Annotated in this window: 19 protein-coding genes; 3 read left to right on the top strand and 16 right to left on the bottom strand. The window is 59.7% G+C overall.

Translation table 11 applies throughout. The features are described 5' to 3' along the window. Positions 1-91: 91 nt before the first annotated feature. The 11 genes from prmA to nusA form a co-directional block, all read right to left on the bottom strand. Positions 92-970 (bottom strand): 50S ribosomal protein L11 methyltransferase, encoded by an 879-nt coding sequence (gene prmA, locus ACMLHG_RS02205; protein WP_294436740.1) that lies wholly within the window; start codon positions 968-970, stop codon positions 92-94. Between the two features lie 54 nt (positions 971-1024). After that, on the bottom strand, positions 1025-2041 hold the full coding sequence (locus ACMLHG_RS02200; RefSeq protein ID WP_294436741.1) for a phenylacetate--CoA ligase family protein: 1017 nt from the start codon (positions 2039-2041) through the stop codon (positions 1025-1027). Positions 2042-2062: 21 nt separating this feature from the next. Further along, positions 2063-2488 carry an ACT domain-containing protein gene (locus ACMLHG_RS02195; RefSeq protein ID WP_295807943.1) on the bottom strand — a complete coding sequence of 142 codons (426 nt, stop codon included), beginning with the start codon at positions 2486-2488 and terminating at the stop codon, positions 2063-2065. 16 nt (positions 2489-2504) lie between these two features. After that, a complete protein-coding gene (locus tag ACMLHG_RS02190) occupies positions 2505-2987 on the bottom strand; it encodes an indolepyruvate oxidoreductase subunit beta (protein ID WP_294436745.1) in 483 nt (160 codons plus the stop codon). Between the two features lies 1 nt (position 2988). Then, complete coding sequence (locus ACMLHG_RS02185; protein ID WP_295807939.1) at positions 2989-4569, bottom strand: thiamine pyrophosphate-dependent enzyme; 1581 nt, start codon at positions 4567-4569, stop codon at positions 2989-2991. Between the two features lie 62 nt (positions 4570-4631). Further along, positions 4632-6098 (bottom strand): hypothetical protein, encoded by a 1467-nt coding sequence (locus ACMLHG_RS02180; protein WP_417169402.1) that lies wholly within the window; start codon positions 6096-6098, stop codon positions 4632-4634. Next, positions 6088-6852, bottom strand: a complete 765-nt coding sequence (truB, locus tag ACMLHG_RS02175; RefSeq protein WP_295807937.1) for a tRNA pseudouridine(55) synthase TruB — start codon at positions 6850-6852, stop codon at positions 6088-6090. Before truB ends, ACMLHG_RS02180 begins: the two co-directional genes overlap by 11 nt. Beyond that, complete coding sequence (locus tag ACMLHG_RS02170) at positions 6852-7865, bottom strand: DHH family phosphoesterase (protein WP_417169401.1); 1014 nt, start codon at positions 7863-7865, stop codon at positions 6852-6854. Before ACMLHG_RS02170 ends, truB begins: the two co-directional genes overlap by 1 nt. Continuing rightward, positions 7858-8220, bottom strand: coding sequence for a 30S ribosome-binding factor RbfA (gene rbfA / locus ACMLHG_RS02165; protein WP_294436755.1), 363 nt, complete (start codon positions 8218-8220; stop codon positions 7858-7860). The genes ACMLHG_RS02170 and rbfA overlap by 8 nt, the downstream gene beginning before the upstream one ends. A 35-nt stretch (positions 8221-8255) precedes the next feature. Next, positions 8256-10343 carry a translation initiation factor IF-2 gene (infB, locus tag ACMLHG_RS02160; RefSeq protein ID WP_417169400.1) on the bottom strand — a complete coding sequence of 696 codons (2088 nt, stop codon included), beginning with the start codon at positions 10341-10343 and terminating at the stop codon, positions 8256-8258. Between the two features lie 23 nt (positions 10344-10366). After that, entirely contained in the window at positions 10367-11611 is a 1245-nt protein-coding gene (gene nusA / locus ACMLHG_RS02155; protein ID WP_417169399.1) for a transcription termination factor NusA, read from the bottom strand. Positions 11612-11913: 302 nt separating this feature from the next. Here nusA and ACMLHG_RS02150 point away from each other — a divergent pair, with 302 nt between their 5' ends. Genes ACMLHG_RS02150 through ACMLHG_RS02140 form a run of 3 tightly spaced genes read left to right on the top strand, consistent with a single transcriptional unit; the run spans position 11914 to position 14827 of the window. Beyond that, positions 11914-12828: a prephenate dehydrogenase gene (locus ACMLHG_RS02150; protein WP_294436760.1), complete on the top strand. Its 915-nt coding sequence runs from the start codon at positions 11914-11916 to the stop codon at positions 12826-12828. Next, a complete protein-coding gene (locus ACMLHG_RS02145) occupies positions 12806-13597 on the top strand; it encodes an ABC transporter ATP-binding protein (protein ID WP_294436762.1) in 792 nt (263 codons plus the stop codon). Before ACMLHG_RS02150 ends, ACMLHG_RS02145 begins: the two co-directional genes overlap by 23 nt. 57 nt (positions 13598-13654) lie before the next feature. Continuing rightward, positions 13655-14827, top strand: coding sequence for an AGE family epimerase/isomerase (locus ACMLHG_RS02140; protein WP_417169398.1), 1173 nt, complete (start codon positions 13655-13657; stop codon positions 14825-14827). A gap of 12 nt (positions 14828-14839) precedes the next feature. Here the strand turns inward: ACMLHG_RS02140 and ACMLHG_RS02135 are convergent, their stop codons facing one another. The 5 genes from ACMLHG_RS02135 to ACMLHG_RS02115 are packed head-to-tail and all read right to left on the bottom strand — an operon-like array spanning position 14840 to position 21258. After that, the gene (locus tag ACMLHG_RS02135; RefSeq protein WP_417169397.1) at positions 14840-15919 is read right to left on the bottom strand and encodes an alginate lyase family protein; all 1080 of its coding nucleotides are present in this window, start codon (positions 15917-15919) and stop codon (positions 14840-14842) included. A gap of 21 nt (positions 15920-15940) precedes the next feature. Next, positions 15941-18826, bottom strand: a complete 2886-nt coding sequence (locus tag ACMLHG_RS02130) for a sugar-binding protein (RefSeq protein ID WP_417169396.1) — start codon at positions 18824-18826, stop codon at positions 15941-15943. Further along, positions 18827-19381, bottom strand: a complete 555-nt coding sequence (locus ACMLHG_RS02125) for a hypothetical protein (RefSeq protein WP_417169395.1) — start codon at positions 19379-19381, stop codon at positions 18827-18829. It abuts the gene before it with no gap. A gap of 34 nt (positions 19382-19415) precedes the next feature. Further along, positions 19416-20192, bottom strand: coding sequence for a prepilin-type N-terminal cleavage/methylation domain-containing protein (locus tag ACMLHG_RS02120; protein ID WP_417169394.1), 777 nt, complete (start codon positions 20190-20192; stop codon positions 19416-19418). Between the two features lies 1 nt (position 20193). Next, on the bottom strand, positions 20194-21258 hold the full coding sequence (locus tag ACMLHG_RS02115) for a GntR family transcriptional regulator (RefSeq protein WP_417169393.1): 1065 nt from the start codon (positions 21256-21258) through the stop codon (positions 20194-20196). Positions 21259-21298: the final 40 nt, after the last annotated feature.

Below are 21298 nucleotides of genomic sequence, written 5' to 3'. Positions count from 1 at the left end.
TCGCCGGGGAGGGGCGGCATCTATAAAGTATACCATGCCTTGCCCCGGATTTCAAGTGAATTTCCGGGGCAAAGCTTCGAAAACTCCGCCGTCACTCTTTGCGGAAGAGGCCGCTGGTCCACTCCCGCAGCGTGCGGCGCTCCAGCTCCCGGAAGCCGAGCTGCTGGAACGCCCTGCTCAGCGCATCGAACTCCCCGGTGAGGATGCCGGCCAGCGTGAGATAGCCGCCCGGCCGCACCCAGGTGACGATGTTCTCCCGGAAGGCGAGCAGCAGATGCGCGAGAATGTTGGCGCAGACCAGATCATATTTCTCCGGACGGCCCGCATAGACGGCGGCGTCTCCCACCGTCGGCGTCACGCCGGTGATCCGGTTCCGCTCGAGATTTTCCCGGCAGACCTCGACCGCTTCCGGATCGTTGTCGAAACAGTCGACCGGGGAGTAGCCGAGCAGTGCGCCGGCGATGGAGAGAATTCCGGAGCCGCACCCGGCGTCGAGCAGACTCTTTACCTCCGGATCGGTCGACAGCCGGTCGATCACCTCGAGGCAGTAGAAGGTGGTGGCGTGCTGCCCGGTGCCGAACGCCATCCCCGGGTCGATCTCCAGAATCTTCCGGCCGGGTTTCTCCTCGCACTCCAGCCAGCTCGGTTTGATGATCAGCCGGTCGGAGATCGGGATGAGGTGGAAATATTTCTTCCACGCCTCCGCCCAGTCCTCTTTCTTCATTTCAAAGGTTTCAAGCGCGCCCACCTTGACGCCGAGCGCTTCCCATTCGCGGATCGCGCTCCGGAGCCGTTCGAGGTTGGCGGCGGCGCTCTCCGGATCCTGAGCGTAGACGGTGTGGATGACGCGCGGATTCTCCCGGTCCTCCCAGCTGCTGAAGTCAAGCTCCAGCGCGGCGAGCATTTCCGCAACCAGATTGAAATCTCCGGACTCGTCCGTGATTTTGATGCAGTACAGCATGTCGTTCATGAGATGCTCCTTCCGTATGGATGATCGATCGCATACATTCTGTGGTGACACAAGTTACAGAGACGCGGCGGCGGCCTCCGGAATCTCCCGGCACATGCGCAGCGTCGTCCGGCCGCAGGCGCACACTTCGCGGCTCAGCCGCACCAGATCGCCCGTCCGGTAACGGATGACCGGACACGCCTCGCGCGTGAGCGAGGTGAGCACCAGCTCGCCGACCTCCCCCTCCGCGACCGGTTCGAGCGTCTCCGGATGGATGCACTCGACGCAGAAGTGATCCTCCTGAATGTGCATTCCACAGCGCGCGGCACATTCCCCCGCCACGCCGGGGCCCAGCACTTCCGGCGGACCGTAGTTGTTGAAGACCAGCACGCCCAGCTGTTCCTCCAGCGAACCGCGCACCTCCGGTGTCAACCGTTCTCCGCCGAGGTGGAGAAGCCGGAGCGCCAGTTCGCTGCGGCGCGTTCCGGTCCGGGCGATGGTTTCCGCCAGATCCAGCGCGCACGAGGGGTTGCAGACCAGCGTATCGGCCTGGGCGTCCTTCAGCAGCCGCAGCTGCCGGAGGGAGTCGCCGCCGGAGGCCGGCAGCACCGCCGCTCCGACCCGCTCAATGCCGCCGTGCAGACCGAATCCTTCGGTCAGCGGCCCGTAGCAGAAGGAGACCTGCACCAGCTGGTCCGACGTGAGACCGCCTGACACCAGAATCCGGGCGCAGAGCATGCTCCAGAGCTTGAGATCGTTTCGGGTATAACCGACGAAGAGCGGCTGATTTTCCGCTCCCTCCGCCGTATGCATCCGGGCCAGCTCCCGGCGTGGCACCGCGAAAAAGCCGAAAGGATAGGCGTCGGCCAGATCCTTTCGCGTGGTGAAGGGGAGGCGCCGGATGTCGTCGATGGTCTTGATGGCATCCGGGGTGATGTTCTTCGCCGCGAATTTTCTGCGGTAGAACGGCACCTTGTGCGCCTGTTCCACCGCGCGGCGGAGATGGGTGGCCTGCAATCCGGCCCGGTCGGAACGCGGCATGCATTCCGCGGCCGGGTCGAAAATCCGGTTGGGAATAACGAACCGAGACATTTTCTCTGTTGAGTTCTTCGGTTAAAACAGCTCTTCCGCCCGGACCAGTTCAATCGGCTCGTCTTTCAGCATCGCGATCGCCTTTTCCGGATTTTCAAAGCGGAAGACGATGATCGCCTTGTTGCTGCGGCCGTAGGTGAAGGCGTACATGTATTCCACCGAAAGCGCATGCTTGTCGAGAATCGCCAGGGTGTCGGCAAGACCGCCCGGGTGATCCGGAACCGTCAGCGCGAGAACGTCGGTCACCTTGACCACGTAGCCTGCCTTTTCCAGCACATCCCGGGCGCGTTCATACTCCTGAATCAGCAGCCGGAGAATGCCGTATTCCCGGGTGTCGGCCAGGGACAGCGTGCTGATGTTGATCCGGTTCTCCTTCAGCACCTGGCAGACCTTGCTCAGGCTGCCGGGCTGATTTTCCACGAAAAGCGACAACTGTTTGATCGGCATGATTACGCTCTCCTGTTTATTTCTTCAGGGCCGCCTGCCGGCCGAGTTCGAACATTTCAAGGTTCAGCTCGTGCAGCTTCTGCGGCAGAAACTCCTTGATCACCTCGAGCCACAGCGCGTGATCGACTCCCAGATGCGCCGAGAGCGCGCCCAGCATCATCGTGTTGAGCGCCTTCGGATTCTTGAGCTTTTCCGTCGGCACATCGGCGGTGGTGATCAGCACCCCGCCCGGACGAAGTTTGTACTGGTTGACTTCGACCTGCGTCGGCTCCATCACGATGAGATAGTCGCTCTCCCCTTCCGGAACCATCGGGCTGGCGACCGCCTTGCCGAAACGCACCTCGCTCGAAACCGAGCCGCCGCGCTGGCTCATGCCGTGCACTTCACTCTTCTTGACGTCGAATCCGGCGCGGAAGAGCACCTCCGCAAGAATATCCGTAACCGTCAGAACTCCCTGTCCGCCGAGACCGGCGACGGTGACGTTGGTGGTCTTTTCCATCTTATTTCTTCTCCCCGTATGACTTGATTTTCGCCAGCGCGAGAATGCACGGGCGCCGGGCGATGATGACGCTGCAGTCGTTCCCCGCCAGCCGCTCCTTGACCAGCTCGCGGAACTTCTCCTGATCGGCGGTGGAGTCAACCACATCGACATGGTCGACGCCGATGCCGCGCACCACATCTTCGATCTTCACCTGCGGCGCCGGGGTGTGGTCGAGCCGGCGTCCGGTTCCCGGATGCTCCTGAAGGCCGGTCATCGCGGTGGTGCTGTTGTCCAGAATGATCACCAGGTGACCGGTCGCCGGGCGGTTGTAGACCATCTCGACGATGCCGTTGATGCCGGTGTGCAGGAAGGTGCTGTCGCCGATCACGCTGACCACCCGGCGCGCCTCCTTCTCCGGCAGGACCCGGCGCATGCCCAGCCCCACGGTGATCGAGGCGCCCATGCAGACGCAGGTATCCACCGCTTCGAAGGGGGGCAGTACGCCGAGCGTGTAGCAGCCGATGTCGCCGGAGACGATGCAGCCGAGGTCGCGCAGCGTCTCATAGGACTTCCGGTGCGGGCAGCCGATGCACAGCTGCGGCGGTTTGCCCGCCGGCGGCGCGCTCTCCGGCGTGAGATCGCCGGCGAGCAGATTGCGCACCCGTTTGACGTTGAGTTCGCCGAAGCGAAACATCTCATCTTTGCCTTCCACCGGAATTCCGGCGGCGCGGATTGCGTCGACCAGCACCGGATCTCCCTCTTCGACCACGACACAGCGATCCACCGAGGCGGCGAATTTGCGGATTGTCTCCATCGGCAGCGGATAGGTCATGCCGAGCTTGAGGATCGACGCCTCCGGGGCGGCGTCGCAGACGTGCTGGAAGCTGATTCCCGAGGTGATGACGCCGAGTTCGCGGCCGCCCTTGACCAGACGGGTGAATTCGCCGCGCTCGTTGAGTTTTTCCAGCTCGTGCAGTGTGGCGCGGAGTTTGCGGTGGGCGATCCGGGCGTAGGCCGGAATCATCACGTTGCTTTTCGGATCTTTGTCGAAGTGTCCCGCCGCGGCTTTCCGCAGCGCGTCACGCCGCTGAAGGATGCATTTGGAGTGGCAGACGCGGGTGGTGACCCGGAGCAGAATCGGCCGCCGGTACTGTTCGGAGAGCTCGAATGCGCGGATCGTGAAATCGTAGCACTCCTGCGAGTCGGCCGGTTCGAGCATCGGCACTCCGGCGGCGACGGCGTAGCGGCGGTTGTCCTGTTCGTTCTGGCTGGAGGCCATGCCGGGATCGTCCGCGCTGACGATCACCAGCCCGCCCGGTGTGCCGGAGTAGGCGATGGTGAACAGCGGGTCGGCGGCCACGTTGAGCCCGACGTGCTTCATCGTCACCAGCGCCCGGCCGTTGGCGAAGGCCGCGCCGATGGCGACTTCGAGCGCCGCCTTCTCGTTGGGCGCCCACTGTGCACAGCCGCCCTCCTTATTGAATTGATCGAGAATTTCCGACGACGGAGTACCGGGATACCCGGTCCCGAGGTTGACGCCGCAGTCGAAGGCGGCCATTGCGATGGCTTCGTTGCCGCTCGCCAGAATTCGTTTCGTCATATTGTATCTCCTGTCCTGTTCTCTGCCGGGGAGGCGGAGCGTCCCCGCCGTCCGGCGTATCTTCATTCCTCTTTGGCGACGCTGTCGGAGAGTTCCGCGATCAGCGCCTCCTGATCGTCGGCCCGCTGTTCGACCGTTTCGGTCAGCTGATCCAGTTCCGTTTCATCCGGCGTGAAGCGCGGATCGTTCAGCATCTTCAAAATTTCCACCAGCTGCATCGAAACCTCCGCGAGGCGGTGGACCTTCTCTTTCGGAAGCTGGTCGAGTTTTTCGCCGGTCGATTCGAGAAAGTCGAAGAATTCGAGCCGGTCACCGACCAGTTCCATGATGGTCGAGCGCAACGGCGCCTTGAGTTCATCGTCCACCCGGTTGTAGTTGCCGGTCAGCTCTTCGAAGCGGTCTTCGATGTAGTTGTAGAAGACCGCCTGCTGCCCTTCGTCGACGAAGTGGAGTTTTTCCCGCCCGAACGCCCGCGCGAAGAAATCCTCGAACTCCAGTTCGCGGGCGTAGCAGTTGTCGAGAATGAAGCTGTCGATCTCCACCGGCGAAAGCGGCGAACCGATCTCCCGGAGCATCGCGGTGATTTCGGCGGTTTCGCCGCGGGAAAAGCGCATGCCCTCCGGCAGTTCCGGCTGGTATTCGTCATCGGTTTCGGTCTGGCGGCGGTCGAGCACCGTATGGTCGCCGTCACAGCGCAGTTCAATGGCTCCGGTGCGGTGCAGATATTCGTCGCACGAAGCGGCGCGCTCCGCCGGCGGGAGAAATTCCCGGCCGCAGTAGCAGGCCCAGCAGAGCTGTTCCGGAATTTCCAGATAGTTTTCAAAGCGGTCGATCACCAGGTCGAGCGCCTTGTCGAACTGCTGTACGAAGGCGGCCAGATCGTTCTCCTTGCGTTCGTCGCCCGGCAGGTAGCGGAACTCCACACGGCCGGCGTCGTAGTCGAGCACCTTGCAGAGCAGCGCGTCGCCCTTCCGGAAGTCGTGTTCTCGGTAGAATGCGCCGAGGTCGAAGACGTTGAGCGTCACCAGATCCGTCGGTTTCGCGGAGTTCCGGATTCCGGCGTTCGCCGGGGAGTCGGCGAGGAAAAAGTCGAACACCTGTTCCGAGCCGAGCAGCAGATGGTAGTGAAACACCTGCGACAGGGGGGCGGTCACCTCGTGCCGCCCCGGTTCCGAACCGTCCGCGGCGGTGAAGTGCACTTCGCTGGGGAAGATTTCCGGCGCGATGAAGGGGGCGAACCGGTGACCGGGGAAAAGAATTCCATTCTCGATCTCCCACGCATCCGGCGTGATCGGGAATGCAAAGTTGCGGAAGAAACCGCTCTTCAGCCGGAAGCTCCTCCGGCCGTCGGAAAAGAAGCGGCCGTCGCCGTCGAGGAAGCGTTCAATCCGCTCCTGCAGTTTCTGCGATCTGCCCGCTCCAACCGCCTTGAGCACCGCCTGCATGGTGAAATCGCCGCCCGCGGCGGCGGGCAGGAGCGATTCCACCGCCTCTTCAATCGCTTTGAGCGGAACATCGTTATCCGGCATGATTCACCCCCGCGATTCTGGAAAGTTTTTCATAGAGGAAGTTCCGGATGTGGATCTCGAGCGCCGCCTGATCGAACTCCTTGAGCTGATCGACCGTGATGGCGTCCTCAATGTTGAACTGTCCGCTCCGGGTGCGGCGCAGAGCCGCCAGCGTGCCGCCGCAGCCGAGTTTCTTCCCCGCGTCCGAGCAGAGGGAACGCACGTAGGTCCCTTTGGAGCAGTGCAGTGTGAAGTCGCAGAACGGCAGCTCGCAACGGGTGATGTCGAGCGAAAAGATGGTGATCGGTTTGCTCTCCCGTTCGACCTCCACCCCTTCGCGGGCGAGTTCATAAAGCTTTTTCCCGTCCTTTTTGACGGCGGAGACCATCGGCGGCATCTGCTCCTGTTCGCCGACGAACCCGGCGAGGACGGCGCGGAGCTGTTCCTCCGTCACGCCGGACCAGTCGTGTTCGGCGACGACGGTGCCGTCGAGGTCGAAGGAGTCGGTCTCCAGCCCGAGCTGGAGCGTCGCTTCATAGGTCTTGTCCTCTCCACTGAATTTGGAGCTCAGCTGAGTGAATTTCCCGAGCACCAGCACGAGCAGGCCGGTCGCCGCCGGGTCGAGCGTTCCGCAATGGCCGACCTTCGGCACGTTGAAACGGGAGCGGACGAAGTTCACCACGTCGAAGCTGGTCCACTCCTTCGGCTTGTCCACCAGCAGCACGCCGGAGCTGGTGAAGGGGGGAAGACGGTGTTTTTTGGGGTTGTAGCGCATCAGATATCCTTTGGTGTACCAGTGTCGAGCAGCTTGCCGACCTCCTGGCATAGCAGAGTTTCCACCGCTCCGGAATCGGGGAGGACGAGCGTGATTCCCGCGGCCATGTCGTGGCCGCCGCCGCCGAGGGCGCGCGCCATCGGGCCGACCGGATAGCGGGAATCCTTGCTGCGGAGCGAAACTTTAAACGCATCGCCGCGGCGGTAGAAGAGGGCGACGATCACCGCTCCTTCCAGTTCACGCAGCAGGTCGATCACGCCTTCGCCGTCGCGCATGTCGAAGTGATAGGCGGCGAAGAGTTCCTCCGGCAGCCAGGCGTAGACGAATTTTCCGTCGAAGGCGAATTTCAGGTGGTTTTGAAGCAGGTCCGCTTCAAACTCCTGCTGGTTGCGCGGTTTGCTGAAGAAGACCGCGTTGTTGATCTTTTCCAGTTCCGCACCGCAGTCGAGCAGCCGTGCCGCAATCCGCAAGGCCCGGCCGTCGGTGTTGGTGAAGCGGAAGCCGCCGGTGTCGGTGATGAGGCCGAGCAGCCATGCGGTCGCCGCGCCCCGGGAGAGCTCCCGGCCGGACGCAAAGGCGATTTCCGCCGCGAGCAGGCTCGCCGCCGCCGCTTTCGAGTCGACCAGGTTGCTGCCCGCTTCGACCGTGTTCCCGCCGTGGTGATCCACATTGAGCAGCGGAAGGGGCTGCAAAAACTCCCAGTCGAGGTCGTCGCCCCCCGCGATGCGGAGCGGACTTGCACAGTCGAGCACCAGCACGAGATCGCAGGCGGCGGCCTGTTCCCGGCTCAGAGACGGGAGTGGCGCATTCCCTTCGGTCATCCAGAGATAGCGCTGCGGCAGCGGCGCCGGAAAAAACGCGTCAGCCTGTTTGCCCGTATCGCGCAGAAACTTCTGCATGCCGAGGGCGGAACCGACCGCATCGCCATCCGGTTTCACATGGGTGAGGATCAGAATCCGTTCCGCCGCCGCGAGTTTCGCCGCCGCGTCGCCGGGAGTGCAGAGCTCATGCATCGCGGTTGGAATCCTCTTCGTTGAGCAGCTCCAGCACCCGGTCGCCGAGTTCGGTCCGCATATCGAGCCGGAAATCGAGCACCGGCGTATGCTTGAAGGCGAGAACCCGCGCCAGGCGATGCTGGAAGTCGAGCCGCTGTTCGTTGAGCTCGCGCATGATCTTGTGTTTCCGGGCGGAGTCCGCGCCGAAAATGCTGATGTAGACGGTCGCATTGCGCAAGTCAACGCTCGCATGCACTTCCGTTACCGAAACCAGAACCCCCGGCGCGGAGATCAATCCCCGTTCAATTGCCTCGGCGAGTTCCCGCTTGAGCAGTTCATTGACCCGGGTCAACCGGTCGACTTTTTCGGCCATGGGTCACCCCTTTCTGCTGAAAGAAGGAGCGCTCGTCAGAGCGTCGCCTTCTTGAGTTCGATTTCATACAGTTCGATTTCGTCGCCTTCGACAAAATCGGCGAAGTTGTCGAGGCGGATGCCGCATTCGAGACCGGCCTTGACCTCCTTGACGTCGTCGTGGAAGCGGCGCAGACTGGCGACCTCTCCGTTGTAGATCAGCTCCTTGTCGCGGCGGACCCGCGCCTTGGCGCCGACTCTGACCACGCCGGACTCCACCAGACAGCCGCAGATCTTCGGCCCCTTGGAGAGTTCGAAAATCTGAAGAATCTTCGCTTCGCCGATCACCTTCTCGCGCTTTTCCGGTTCGAGTTTGCCGGCGAGTGCGTCAGTGATGTCCTCGAGCAGTTCGTAGATGATGCTGTAGAGGCGGATTTCAACATGCTGCTTCTTGGCCAGATCGTTGACGCCGGGATTGACCCGGACGTGGAATCCAATGACGATCGCATTGGTCGCCGCCGCGAGCGAAATGTCGTTCTCGGTGATCGGGCCGACCGCGTTGGCGATCACTTCGGCCTTGATCTTTTCCGACGGGAGCTGGTTGAGCGACTGCGCAATGGCTTCCCCCGAACCCTTCACATCGGATTTGATGATGATGTTCAGCGTGTTGCGCCCTTCCGCATTGAGTTTGCTGAAGAGGTCCTCCGCGGTCGCAATCGCGCTGGTGGCCAGCATGTGGCCGCGCTTGTCGGCGATGCGGCGTTCGGATTCCGCGCGTGCCGCCTTTTCCGATTCGAAAATTTCAAGATGGTCGCCCGCTTCCGGCACGCCATTGATGCCGACCACCTTGACCGGCATGCTCGGGCCGGCGGACTTGACCCGCTCGCCCTTGTCGTTGATCAATGTGCGCACCTTGCCGTAGTGTTCGCCGCAGAGCACGACATCGCCGACCCGCAGGGTTCCGTCCTGCACGAGGACGCTGGCGGTGGGGCCGAGGCCGTTCTCCAGCTGCGCTTCGAGGACCACGCCCGAGGCGGGACGCCGCGGATTGGCCTTGAGCTCGAGCATTTCCGCTTCAATGAGAATGCGTTCGAGCAGGTCGGGCAGACCTTTGCCGGTCTTGGCCGACACCCGGACGGTTCCGACGGTGCCGCCCCAGTCTTCGCTCGAAAGATTGTGCTGCTGCATGTGGAGCAGCACCTTGTCCGGATCCGCATCCGGCAGGTCGATCTTGTTGATCGCCACGATGATCGGAACCTTCGCCGCCAGTGCATGATTCATCGCTTCGACGGTCTGCGGCTTGAAGCCCTCCGTCGCGGAGACCACCAGAATGACCAGGTCGGTCACATTGGCGCCGCGGGCGCGCATGCTGGTGAAGGCCGCGTGTCCGGGGGTGTCGATGAAGGTGATGTTCTTCCCCTTGTAGTTGATGGTCGACGCACCGATGTGCTGGGTGATCGCCCCCGCTTCCCCATCGGTCACATGCGTGTGGCGGATCGCATCCTGCAGCGAGGTTTTGCCGTGGTCGACGTGCCCCATGAAGGTGACCACCGGCGGCCGCTCCTTGAGGAAGGCCGGGTTGTCTTCCGGCTTCGGCTTCGCCGGCGGCGGCGGTGCGGCCGGTTTCGGCGGCGCGCCGATGGTGAGTTCGATGCCGTACCCGGCGCAGAGCTTTTTGGCGTTCGCCTCGCTGATCGCCTGATTGATGCCGGCGAGTTCGCCGAGTTTGATCAGGTCGGTGATGAGTTCATTCGGCCGCTTGCCCACCGCTTCGGCGAGGGTTTTGACCAGGATCGGCGCCGGCAGGGTCAGCTTCCCGCCGGAGACTGCCGAAGAGGTGCTCTGAGGAGCTTTCCCGCCGGAGCGACCCGGGGCTGACGACTGCCGTTTGTTGTGAGAATCATCCTTTTTGGAGCCGCCTTTTTTGGGCGCGCCGCCCTTGCGGTTGGATTTGGGCATGGCGGTTTCATCCGCCTCGAAAAGGTCGGCGAAGTAGGATTCGACCAGCTCGACCATGTCTTCCGGAATGACACTGTTTTCCGCGTCCGGCGTTTCGATGCCCTGACCGGCCAGCTCTTCCAGAATGGTCCGGGCCGGGACGCCGTACTGTTTTGCGATATCTTTTACCTTTAAAATCTTGTTCACGGTTTCACCTCCTGTTGCTCCGCTCAGTCATCGAGCAGGTTGCGGGCAACGTTCACTTCATCCTGATCGATCCCCTCGATGTCGAGCAGCGAATCGAGATCGGCCGCCTTGAAGTCATCGACGGTGACATAGCCGTTGTTGACCAGAAGCCGCGCCGTCTTCTCGGAGACATTGAGTTCCGCGGCGAGGTTCCGGGCGGCGGTACGGAGCTGTTCGGCGATCGAATTGTTCTTCGGCTCGGCGCCGTCGTCTTCGTTGCGGATGCTGATGTTCCAGCCGATCAGCTTCGAGCAGAGGCGGACGTTCTGCGCCTTCTTGCCGAAGGCAAGTTTGGACTGCTCCTCGGTAACCCGCACGATCAGTTCATGTTTCTCCTCATCGACCTCGACCGACTGCACTTTGGCCGGGAGCAGGGCGTTGACTGCGTATTTGCGGATATCTTCATCGTAGGGAACGATATCCACCCGCTCGTTGCCGAGTTCGTCGGTGATGTTGCGGACCCGCTGGCCGCGCATGCCGACGCAGGCTCCGACCGGGTCGACCCGCGGATCGGTGCTCATGACCGCCACCTTGGTCCGTTTCCCCGGTTCGCGGGCGACACCCATGATTTTGACCACGCCGTCGTGAATTTCGGCGACTTCGCGCTCGAAGAGTTTCTCGACGAATTCGCGGCAGGCGCGCGAGACGATCAGGCTCGGGCCGGAGGTGTTGATGTCCACCTTGAGCAGCAGGGCGTTGATCCGGTCGCCGGGCATGTACTGTTCATCGTGAATCTTCTCCTTGGAGGGCATGATTCCTTCCGCCTTCTGGAAGTCGATGATGACGTTGCCGGCTTCAAAGCGGCGGACGGTGCCGTTGATGATCTGCCCGACGCGGTCGGCGAACTCCTCCTGCACGTTCTCCTTCTCCGCCTTGCGGAGCTGCTGAATGATCGCCTGGCGCGCGGTCTGAGCGGCGATGCGCCCGAAGTTGCGCGGAGTGACCTCCCACTCGACGACGTCGCCGAGCTTCACATCCGGGAAACGTTCCCGGGCCCGTTCGATGACCAGCTGATCGCAGGTCGGATTGCTTTCCACCACTTCGAGCATGGCCCACGCCTGGATCTGCCCGGTGGCGGGGTCGATTTTCACCTTGAGTTCGCTGGCCGGATGAATGCTCTTGCGCGACGCGGTCAGAATGGCGCTCTCCAGCGCCCGGACCAGACTTTCGCGGCTGATTCCGCGCTCCTGCTCGATATATTCGAGAATCGTCAATAATTCGTTTGCCATCGAATACCTCCGTTGCTTGCTGCCGGGTTGCGGCCCGGCCTCTTCCTCTTCCTGTCTCGACGGAATCCCATAAAGAAAAAAAGCGGGTAAATCGAACCCACTTTCCCGTCACCGTCCAGTTGCCCATTAATCCACGGGTAATATAAGGTGGAATGGCCGATTTATCAAGCCGGAAATATAATTTTTTCATGGAGAAGCGGAGTTTGCCGGGGAAATCGGAGAAATTTTCGCATCCCGGCAGGAAAAATTCCGTTTCTTGTGCTATAGTAAACAGATCATTACAACAGTGGAATCGTATGAAAATGAATCACCCAGGACAACTTCGCGTGGCGATCGTCGGGCTCGGCCTGCTCGGCGCTTCCCTCGGCATGGCGCTGCGCGGCGGCCCTTACCGGCGGCTCGGCTGGACCCGCCGCCCGAACATCCGCCGCTGGGCGCTCGACTGTGATGTAATCGATGAGACCTGTGACGATCTGGGCGAACTGCTTTCCCAGGCGGACCTCACACTTCTCGCGCTGCCGATCCCCGGCATCGTCGAATATCTGGAGCGGTACGCCGGTTTCTGGCGTCCCGGCGCGGTGGTGAGCGATCTGGGCAGCGTCAAATCGGAGGTGATGGCGGCGGCGCGGAAGTTTCTCACGCCGCGCGGTGTGCACTTCGTCGGCGGCCACCCGATGGCAGGAACCGAGAAGAGCGGTCCGGAATCGGCGTTCCCGGAACTCTACGTCAATGCGGATGTGTTTCTCTGCCCGTTCTCCGACTCTCCGGAGGAGGCGGTGGTGCTGCTGGAGGAGTTCTGGCGCCGGGTCGGTACCCGGACGAGCCGGATCGACGCCGCGCGCCACGACGATCTGGTCGCGCACACCAGTCATGTGCTGCACATTCTGGCGTCTTCGCTGGCGCTGAGCATCCTCGACGCGCCCGACCGGCAGACGCGGAGCGAACGGTTTTCCGGCTGTGCGACCGGGTTCCGGGATACCTCGCGCATCGCGTCGAGCAATCCGGTGATGTGGCGCGAGATCATCGAGAGCAACCGTTCCGCGGTGCTGAAGGCGATGAGTGATTTCGAAACGTGTTACTACTCCATGAAGCGGATGATCGAAACCGGCGACTTCGACGGGTTCGAGCGGGAGTTCGCCCGCGGCAAACTGCTCCGCGACAGTTGGATCGAATACAAACAGACAGGGTTGAAAGATGTCGGACGAATTGGCGATTGATGTGAAGCACGCCTCGGTGTTCCTCGGCGGGCGGGAAATTATCCACGATATGAACTGGCAGGTGAAGAAGGGCGGCCGCTGCTTCATCCTCGGAGCGAACGGCGCGGGCAAGACCACGCTGGTCAAGATGCTCATGGGGTATGCCTGGCCGAAGTTCGGCGCCGAAGTGAGCGTGCTCGGCAACCGCTTCGGGCGGACCAATCTGGTGGAGCTGCGCAAGCGGATCGCCTGGGTCAGCCCGTGCATGCAGCAGTTCACCGAGACCGACTGGACCGGTCTGGAGATGGTGCTTTCCGGCATCGACGGCACGCTGGGGCTCTTCCGCAAGCCGCTGGAGGAGGAGATCACCCGGGCGCGGGAGCTGATGCGCCGTTTCCGCTGTGAACACCTGGTCGATCAGCAGATTTTCACGATGTCCAGCGGCGAGCAGGTGAAAATTCTGATTGCGCGCGCGCTGCTGACCCGGCCGGATCTGGTGATTCTCGACGAACCGAGCGTCTACCTCGACATGGCGGGGCGGGAGTTTCTGTTGAGTGAAATCAACCACATTGCCGAGACGCTGCCCGAGGTGACGATCATCTTTATCACCCAGCGGATCGAGGACATTCTGCCGGTGTTCCATCAGGGGATGATCGTTGCGCACGGGCGGATCGTCAGTGCCGGCGAGCGGGAGGAGATTCTGGACGAAACGCATCTTTCGGAGGCGTTCGGGATGCCGATCAAACTTTTCCGCAACCGGGCCGGCCGGTTCTGGGCGTTTCTGGAGTAGTTTCTCCCGGCCCGGAATTTTCAGACACCGCACTATGATGCAAGGAGATTTTGCCGCATGATCAACCCGAATGCGATTGCCGCGCGCCTTGAGCGCGAACTGTTTGACTCGATCGTTCCCTTCTGGGAGAACCATTCGCCCGACCCGGTGAACGGCGGATTTTTCAACCTGATCGACCGTGACGGGACGGTGTTCGACACCGAGAAGTTCGTCTGGATGCAGTGGCGGAACATCTACATGTTCGCTCTGCTGGCCAACACGCCCGCCGCGCCGCCGCGCTGGCTGGAGCTGGCGGAGTCGGGATTCCGTTTCTGCCGCGCCCATGCGCAACTGGAGGATGGCGGATTTGCATTCAGCGTGACGGCGGAGGGAGAGATCTCCGACTATGATCCGCAGGTTGCGCCGATGATCGAAGCGATTGCGGCGATCGCTTCGGCGCAGCTGTTCCGCGCGACCGGACAGGATGTGTACCGCACCGAAGCTCTGTTGCGGCTGAAGCGGGTGCGGGAGATGATCCGGGCGCGGGAGGCGGCCGGGCCGCTCCCGGGAATTCCGGCGTTCCGTTCGCTGGGGGCGTGGATGCACCTGGTGAATGCGGCGGCGGAGGTGTTCGCCTGTGCGGGGAAGATGGATGGTTCGCCGCGCCGTTTTCTGGAAGAGGCGCTGGAGGTGCTGCCGGGGTTCCGCCATCCGGAGAGCGGGCGCTGGATCGAGAGGATCGGTTTGGACGGCTCGTTCCGGTTCGGGAATTCCGCCGGGCGGATGCTGATGCCGGGGCATGGCTTTGAGACGCTCTGGTTCATGGCGGAGGCGGCGGAGTTGATCGGGAACCGCGAACTTCTGGCGAAAATTCCGGACTGGACCCGTTCGGTGTACGAAAATGCGCTCGACCGCGAACAGGGCGGACTTTTCCCGATGCAGGATGCGCTCGACCTGCCGCTGGTGCTCAAGGAGAGCGTCGGCCTGAAGTGGTGGTGGACGCACAGTGAAGCTCTGCTGGCGCTGGCGATGTCGTGGAAGATTTCGCGCGACGAATGGTTCCTCGCGCGGTTTGAAGAGATTGACGCGTGGTGTACGGCGCACTTCCGCGACAGCCGGAATCTGGAGTGGTTCGGCTGGGTGGACCGGGCCGGGAATCCGGTCTCGCTGGTGAAAGGAACGCCGAGCAAGACCTTCTTCCACGTGCCGCGCTGCCTCTACTGCTGCGCGAAGTTTCTCCGCGGCGAATAGCGACGGTCGGTATCAGTTTGCGGGGGCGACGCAGGCGAGCAGCTCCCGGAACGGACCGGCGACCGGTTCGAGAAAGTCGTTGACCATCGAGAAGAGCCGGGGAGGCGACAGGGGAACCGGTTTGATCTGGAGAAATTCCCATTTCGCTTTCCCGGTCAGGCAGGGCAGCAGCAGGTGAAACGCCTGTTGGAGCGTCGCCTGTTCCTCATTGGGCAGCTGCCAGAGTTCCATATCGAGTTTGCGGGCGTAGGCGGCGAGTTTGCTCCATCCTTCGAGATTGAAGACGCTGTAGGAGAGCGAAAGGGTGCGGGTGATTTCGAAGGGCTGGAGTCCATTGTACAGGAACTGAATGGAGAGGCGCGGAATCGTCTTTTCCCGAAGGTGGCGCCGGGCGAGGTCGGGCTGTTCCAGAAACATCGCGATGGCGACGAACTGGGCGTCGTACCAGGTGGCGTGATTGGAAAATACTTTCTCCTCCTTGATCGGCAGCGGATTGCTGATATACCAGAAAAAGTAGTCGGTGAACCAGTGTTTCAGCGCGTCCCGGTCCGCCGGAGTCCATTCGGAAGTGAAGGGGAGGGCGGCGGCGGCTTCGAGCAGTTCACAGAAGAAGTGGGAGTCGATCAAGCCCCAGGAACTGCCCTCCGGCCGCCCCGGTACGAACTGGGCGAAGTTGAGGTGGGGCGTCATGGTGGTTTCGGGGTGAAGGAACCAGCATTTCAGAAATTTCCCCGCTTTTTCAGCGTAGACGGTTTTCCCGGAGAGGCACGCCGCGGCGGTGAGAATGCCGGTGTTGCGGCACATCTTCACCAGCGGGAAGAAATCATACTTCGCGTAATCCGGATTGGTGACACCGTCGCGCTTGATCCACGGCAGGCCGTCCGGAGTGTCCGGATTGGGCCAGTCGTAGCGGGAAAGGCTGACGTAATCGTGCGGATTGCCGGAGAGCGGCGGTACGGTTTTGAAGGTGACGCTCAACTCCGGTTCTTCGAGAATCCGGTCCGCTTCGGCGAAGAGTTCCTTCTGATATTCAGAGGAAAGTCCGCTTTGCTTTTTCCGCCAGTATTCTTCGTTGCAAAGTGAGAAATTCATGATGCCAATTCCTGCGCGGTTTTATTCTTCCAGAACCATTTTACGGAAAAGAGCGGGGCACTTCATCTCGGTGATGCCGTTTCCGAAATTCATTGTACGGCGCTGTTTCCCTTTGTCGAGGTCGTTGACGCAGAGAGCAAACCCGAAGACGGTTCCCGCTTTGAGTTTCAAAGGGCGCAGGCCATTGCGGGGGATGGCGATACGATAGACCGTTGTTTGATTCTCTTCATCGCGAGTGACGATTTGCCGGACACCAATTGCTTCCGATGGGGTTTTCTGAAATGGCGGAGCCTGATGCATCCACGGTTTTTTATCCTTGGCGAACGTGAATTCATAGTCGTCAGCGTCGTAGGCAAGTTTACCGTCGGCGTTGTTGAAAGGATCCAGCCCAATCTGGATGGAGTCGCCTCGCCAGGTATTTCCGAGAGTGAAAGAGTTGGTATGTTCTTCATCGCGGACTTCGCAGAAGATGTAGAAGTAATCTTGATCCCATCCCAGCAGAGTACGGTGGGAAAGGTCTTCCGGGCCGCTCCATGGAATGGAGGGATCCGGTGGCAGAAGATAGTCGCGGGTCTGCTGGCAGATTGTCCCGCCCTTCCTCATTTCTGCCTGGAAGTCGAAATTCCGCAGATCGTTGACGTTCAGTCGACGTACTTTCTGCATTTCGGGCAGTTCCACTACCTCTTCAAATGTTCTGCCGTCCTTCCCCTGCAGACGGACGGTCAACTTCCGGGAAGGGGTGTCGGAGAGAGTGAGGGTGACAGTTTCAGCGGCCTGTCGCAGAATGGTCAGACCGATTTTCCGCACGTTTTGCGGCAGAAGCGTCAAATTTCCCTGCCAGTCGCGGAAACTGCGGTTGAAAAGATGCAGTTTCAACGTGTTGCGGTCGCTAAGATATCCGCGCACCGTCAGCGGTGGACGATTGTCAAGGATCGCTTTCAGAGCTGACAGTATCGTCTCCTTTGAAGTTTCCGATAGATAGAGCGGTTGTTCTGTGACGGCGAGTTTCTCTCCTTTTAACGGCGTACCGTAGATGGAACGGGCGTTGCATTCCGGCGGCAGTTTCTGCAACGAAACCGGCGATGCTTTTTCTCCGGCATTCCAGACGGCGTAGGTGGTTTTGCCGCCTTTCTGGATGCGGACGATTTTGATATCGCTGTCGAGCAGCAGTTCCACGTTGTCGGCTCGGTCGATTTCGTGGGCGGCCTGTGCGTAGGCTGCGACGGCGGGAAGTGGCCGGATCCCATTTGCGGTTCGCCAGATGCCATAGCAATAGGGACCCGCCTCCCAGCGGTCAAGGCCGATGAACCAGATCAGATAGCGGCATTCGGGATAGCACTTTGCCAGAAGAAACATTCTGGCCAGAAAGGCGGCCATCCGATGTGCTTCGGGCGAATGGAACGGCAGAGTTTCTTCCAGTGAATAGCCGAGTTCTCCGATGAGAAGTTCCTTGCGATATTTCCGGCTCAGAGCGGCTGCTGCGGCAAGGTTACTGGTGAAGCCGCCTTTTTCCGGAGGAGCACAGTATCGGCCGTCGGCAGCAAAAATGCGCGGTGAGCAGTAAGGGTGTGGCGCGCAGATGTCGATGGAGTCGTGCGCAAGTCGCAGAACCCGTTCAAAAAAATCGGAATTCACTCCTGAGACATCGACCATGAGTTTGATTCCGTACTTCCGGGCAATCGGTGCGGCAGTATTCAGAAGTTCCGCATAATATTCTGCATTTTTCGGAACATTCCGTAACAACAGGTCCGGTTCATTGATGAAATCGAGATGTTCCGCCTTTCCCCGCAGACTACGGAAAACATATTCCAGATAGGGAATCGTTTTCGCCGGGTCAGCCAGATTGCTGCCGGGCTTGAGAGCCCAGGCGGGAATTTGTCCCGGTGTGAAATCTGAGTTGAGGGTCGGCTGCCAGAAAAATCCGGCCGGCGGACTGGGAGGCCGGGGGATATAATTCCCTTGAGTTGGTTCAAATCGTTTCCAGCCGAAATCATTGGTCCGGATGTGAGAAGTGCCGATGCGAAGGAGAAAGTTGCGGGGCAAGGGACTGTCCTGCATGCCGAAGAAGCCGTCGCGGGACGGTGGCGGAAACGGCATGGTCACGACGAACGGAGCTTCCGTTCGTTTTACAATTTTTCCCTGCCGGGTACAGACTTGAAGTTGGGCAGGATAATAGCCGGAGACAGCTGTTTTCGGGAGTTCGATATCAAGAGACATTGTTTTTCCAGGTAAAAGATTGAAATTCTGTCTGTGTTCAATATCTGTACCGGGAATGCCCAGTTGAAGAGAGAAGGGCTGCTGTTCTGCTTCAATTGCAGCATTGTATATCTGAATTTTTACTTTCGGCGTGTTCGGAAGGTGGATGACTTCTCCGGCTCCATTCATGACGGGATATACGCTGAGTGCTTCTCCTGGCTGATATGGTGTAGTTTCTTTGCCCTCCTCCAGTTGAAGCGCGTCAATTCGGAATATCATGCACCCCCGGGGCAGAAACGCTGGATAAATGGGGGCATTTGCCCGGTCGACACGAAATGAGATGGAGTAGCGTTTCCAATTGTCAGTAAGTTGCAGTGTCTTGTTAACAAACCACTTCCAGTTGGATAGATCAATGATTCCAAATTGCATTGCATCACTGCCTGAGACTCGGCGCGCATAGAAACTGATGGTGTAATCGACATTTTTTTTTAAATAGAACCAGCGTCCTTGAACCCAGGAGACAGAAGAATCGATTTCCAGAGAGGAGTTGCCGTGTGCGGCATCGCCCTGTACTGTCTGAATTGAAAAATCGGAGCGGAAATAACGAAAGTTCTGTGGACCGGTTTCGAAACTGGTATCTTCCGTTAAGAGATTGTTACCCCATACTGAAAAAATACAGCCGAAAGTGAACAAAATGGCAGGCCATTGCATTTATTTGCACTCCCAGGTTATATCATCCAATAAAATGGCTGAAGGTTGATCGGAGACCGCTCCGTAGAGGGTGAATAAATAGAGGGCTCCTGCTTTCATGATAAAATTGCCTGCACCTTTCCGGTTCCTGCGCAATTGATCCAGCGGTATGGTGATTTTTTGCCAGTCGTTTCCTTTGATGTTCAGCGAATGGGTTCCTGTAATAGTTGGTTGTTCATAACGTTTTTTTACCTCGCCAATCGCCAGGGCGACCGGTGGCGGTCCGTAGAGAGGTTTGGTCAGGAAGGAGATGGCGACCGCGCCTTTCGGCATCGGGGGCACGCGGTGGAAATGAAATCCCTGATATTTTTTGCAACCTGCAAAAGAAATTTTCAGGGCACACTCGCCGCTGAGAACATCATCCCGGCAGATTTCCGGGCGGGGCGGCTTGCTGCTTTCCCTGTCGTGATAGACTTGGGAACCGTCGATCTTGCCGTTTTCAAAATCTACCGGAGCCACGGCTCCCGGAGCGGATAGAACAAGTGCGGAAAAAACTGTACAGAGTGTGAGTTTCATTGCAGGAATTCCTTATAATGATTGATATGATTTTTCAGCGTCTGATGCACCAGGAATTGACGTCATAGGTTCCGCTGGTGGGGTTGATTCGCATTGCGGGAATCCGGGTACTGGTTGCTCCCCCGTCGCCGTACAGCAGAACGAGTTGCTGCTCATGGTAGGTGCCTCCAAAAGAACGGGTTTCCTGCGGATTTTCACTTTTTGCGGCATATCCTTCAATTTCATTGCTGACATAACTGGTTGTATATGGCGGAGCGCAGTAGAGCAGTGCTGTATTCGGATATATCTTTGTAGTACGTGGAGTCCGGTGAATCGTTGTGCTGTTGTATTCCAGATAGGCTTCACTTTTCGGAAGAAAATTAGTAGTTGCCAGTGTGGTGTAGCTGTAAGTGCAGAACCAGAGGGTGTGAGGCTCTACTCTGCCGCGGGCGACCGGGCAGATCAGAGGATTCCCTGCCGGTCGCTGCGGCGAAGGGGAACCGAGATAGGAGGCGATATTGCTCCTGGTTTCCGGACGGATTGTAATCATGTGATAGCTCCGGCCATGGGAATTCATGTTGGTTGCCGGATTTGGCATGAAATCTCCATGATCTCCGGCATAGGCGAGTATGGCAAGGCCAGCCTGTTTCAGATTGGCGGTGCAATGAATCGTCTGGGCTTTGCTGCGTGCCTTGTTCAGAGCGGGCAGCAGCATAGCCGCCAGAATGGCGATGATCGCAATTACAATTAGAAGTTCAATCAATGTGAATACATGTTGGTGTTTCTCGAAGAAACTGGGGAAGCTGGGAGAATTTTTCTCAGTGTGAAACATTTCAGGACTCCTTTCTGCTGTTTTTTTGTTTCAGCAACTGTGACAATGGCTTGGGTTCGATCAGGGAAACCATGACCCCGTCGGGGTGTTTCAACAGAGAGATCGCCTTCTGAAGAACATCCTCCGCCGGGAAGGTGAAGTATTCCGTGTTCGGATAGCGCTGGGCGTTGGAGGGGTAGTTGCAGTGTGCCGCCAGCAGAACGTCCCGCCCCGGTTCCTGCCCGAGTTCCAGCAGCGCTTCCACCACCAGCGGCATGAAGTTCTCATTCAACACCGCCAGCGCGTCCGGGCGCCTCTTTTCCGGCAGGCTGAAGAGCAGTTTCAGCAGGTTCTTGTTCAATTGCGGACGGGCGTGGATGTGGTCCAGACCCAGCACCCACTCCGGATGCGCCGGGTCAAGCTGTTTCTGCATCCGGATGATCCGCTCGGACGAGGTGTTTTGAAGAATCAGCGCCGCCGCACGGTGCCGCCCCCGCTGGTGAAAATATTCCAGACACCGGGCCAGCAGCGATTCCGAGTCGAACTCCAGCGAGGGGTACTCATGGTAGGAGTCGCTGCTCCGACGCGAAATCACCACGCACGGGCAGGGGATCAGCGCCGTCTGAATCTCCGGCGACGGCACGAAATTGACGAAGATGATCCCCGCAAGCAGATGGTTCCCGGCATCCTCGATCAGCCGCGCCAGCTCCTGATGCAATCCGGAGTTGGTGTTGTCGACGAAATAGTGCAGCAGGCGCATCCCCGGCGTGCGCGCCGAAAGCTCCTCGCCGACACTGCGCAGTGCGGCGAAAAAGGTGTCTACCGCGCCGATCTGCTTCGGATTCTCCGGAAAGACCAGCGCATAATGACAGAGGTGCGGCGGATATTCTGAAACCACCGTTCCCTTGATCCCGCGGGACTCCAGAAATCCCTCTTCGATCAGCCGGTTGATGCTCTTCTGAAAGGTCGCAACGCTCAGCCCGTATTCCGCCAGAAGCACATGCCGCAACGGCAGTGCCGAACCGGGCGGAAACTCCCCGCCGGTGATTCGGTTTCTCAAGGTTTTGAGCAGTTCCGGTTGTCTCATCGTTGCCTCCTTGTTTTTAAAAATAATATGATTTTTTTAA

The sequence above is a fragment of the Victivallis sp. genome, assembly GCF_048170485.1.
Taxonomy (GTDB): Bacteria; Verrucomicrobiota; Lentisphaeria; order Victivallales; family Victivallaceae; genus Victivallis.
The sequence above is the reverse complement of the archived record's forward strand: the minus strand, read 5'-3'. Positions and strand labels throughout refer to the sequence as shown.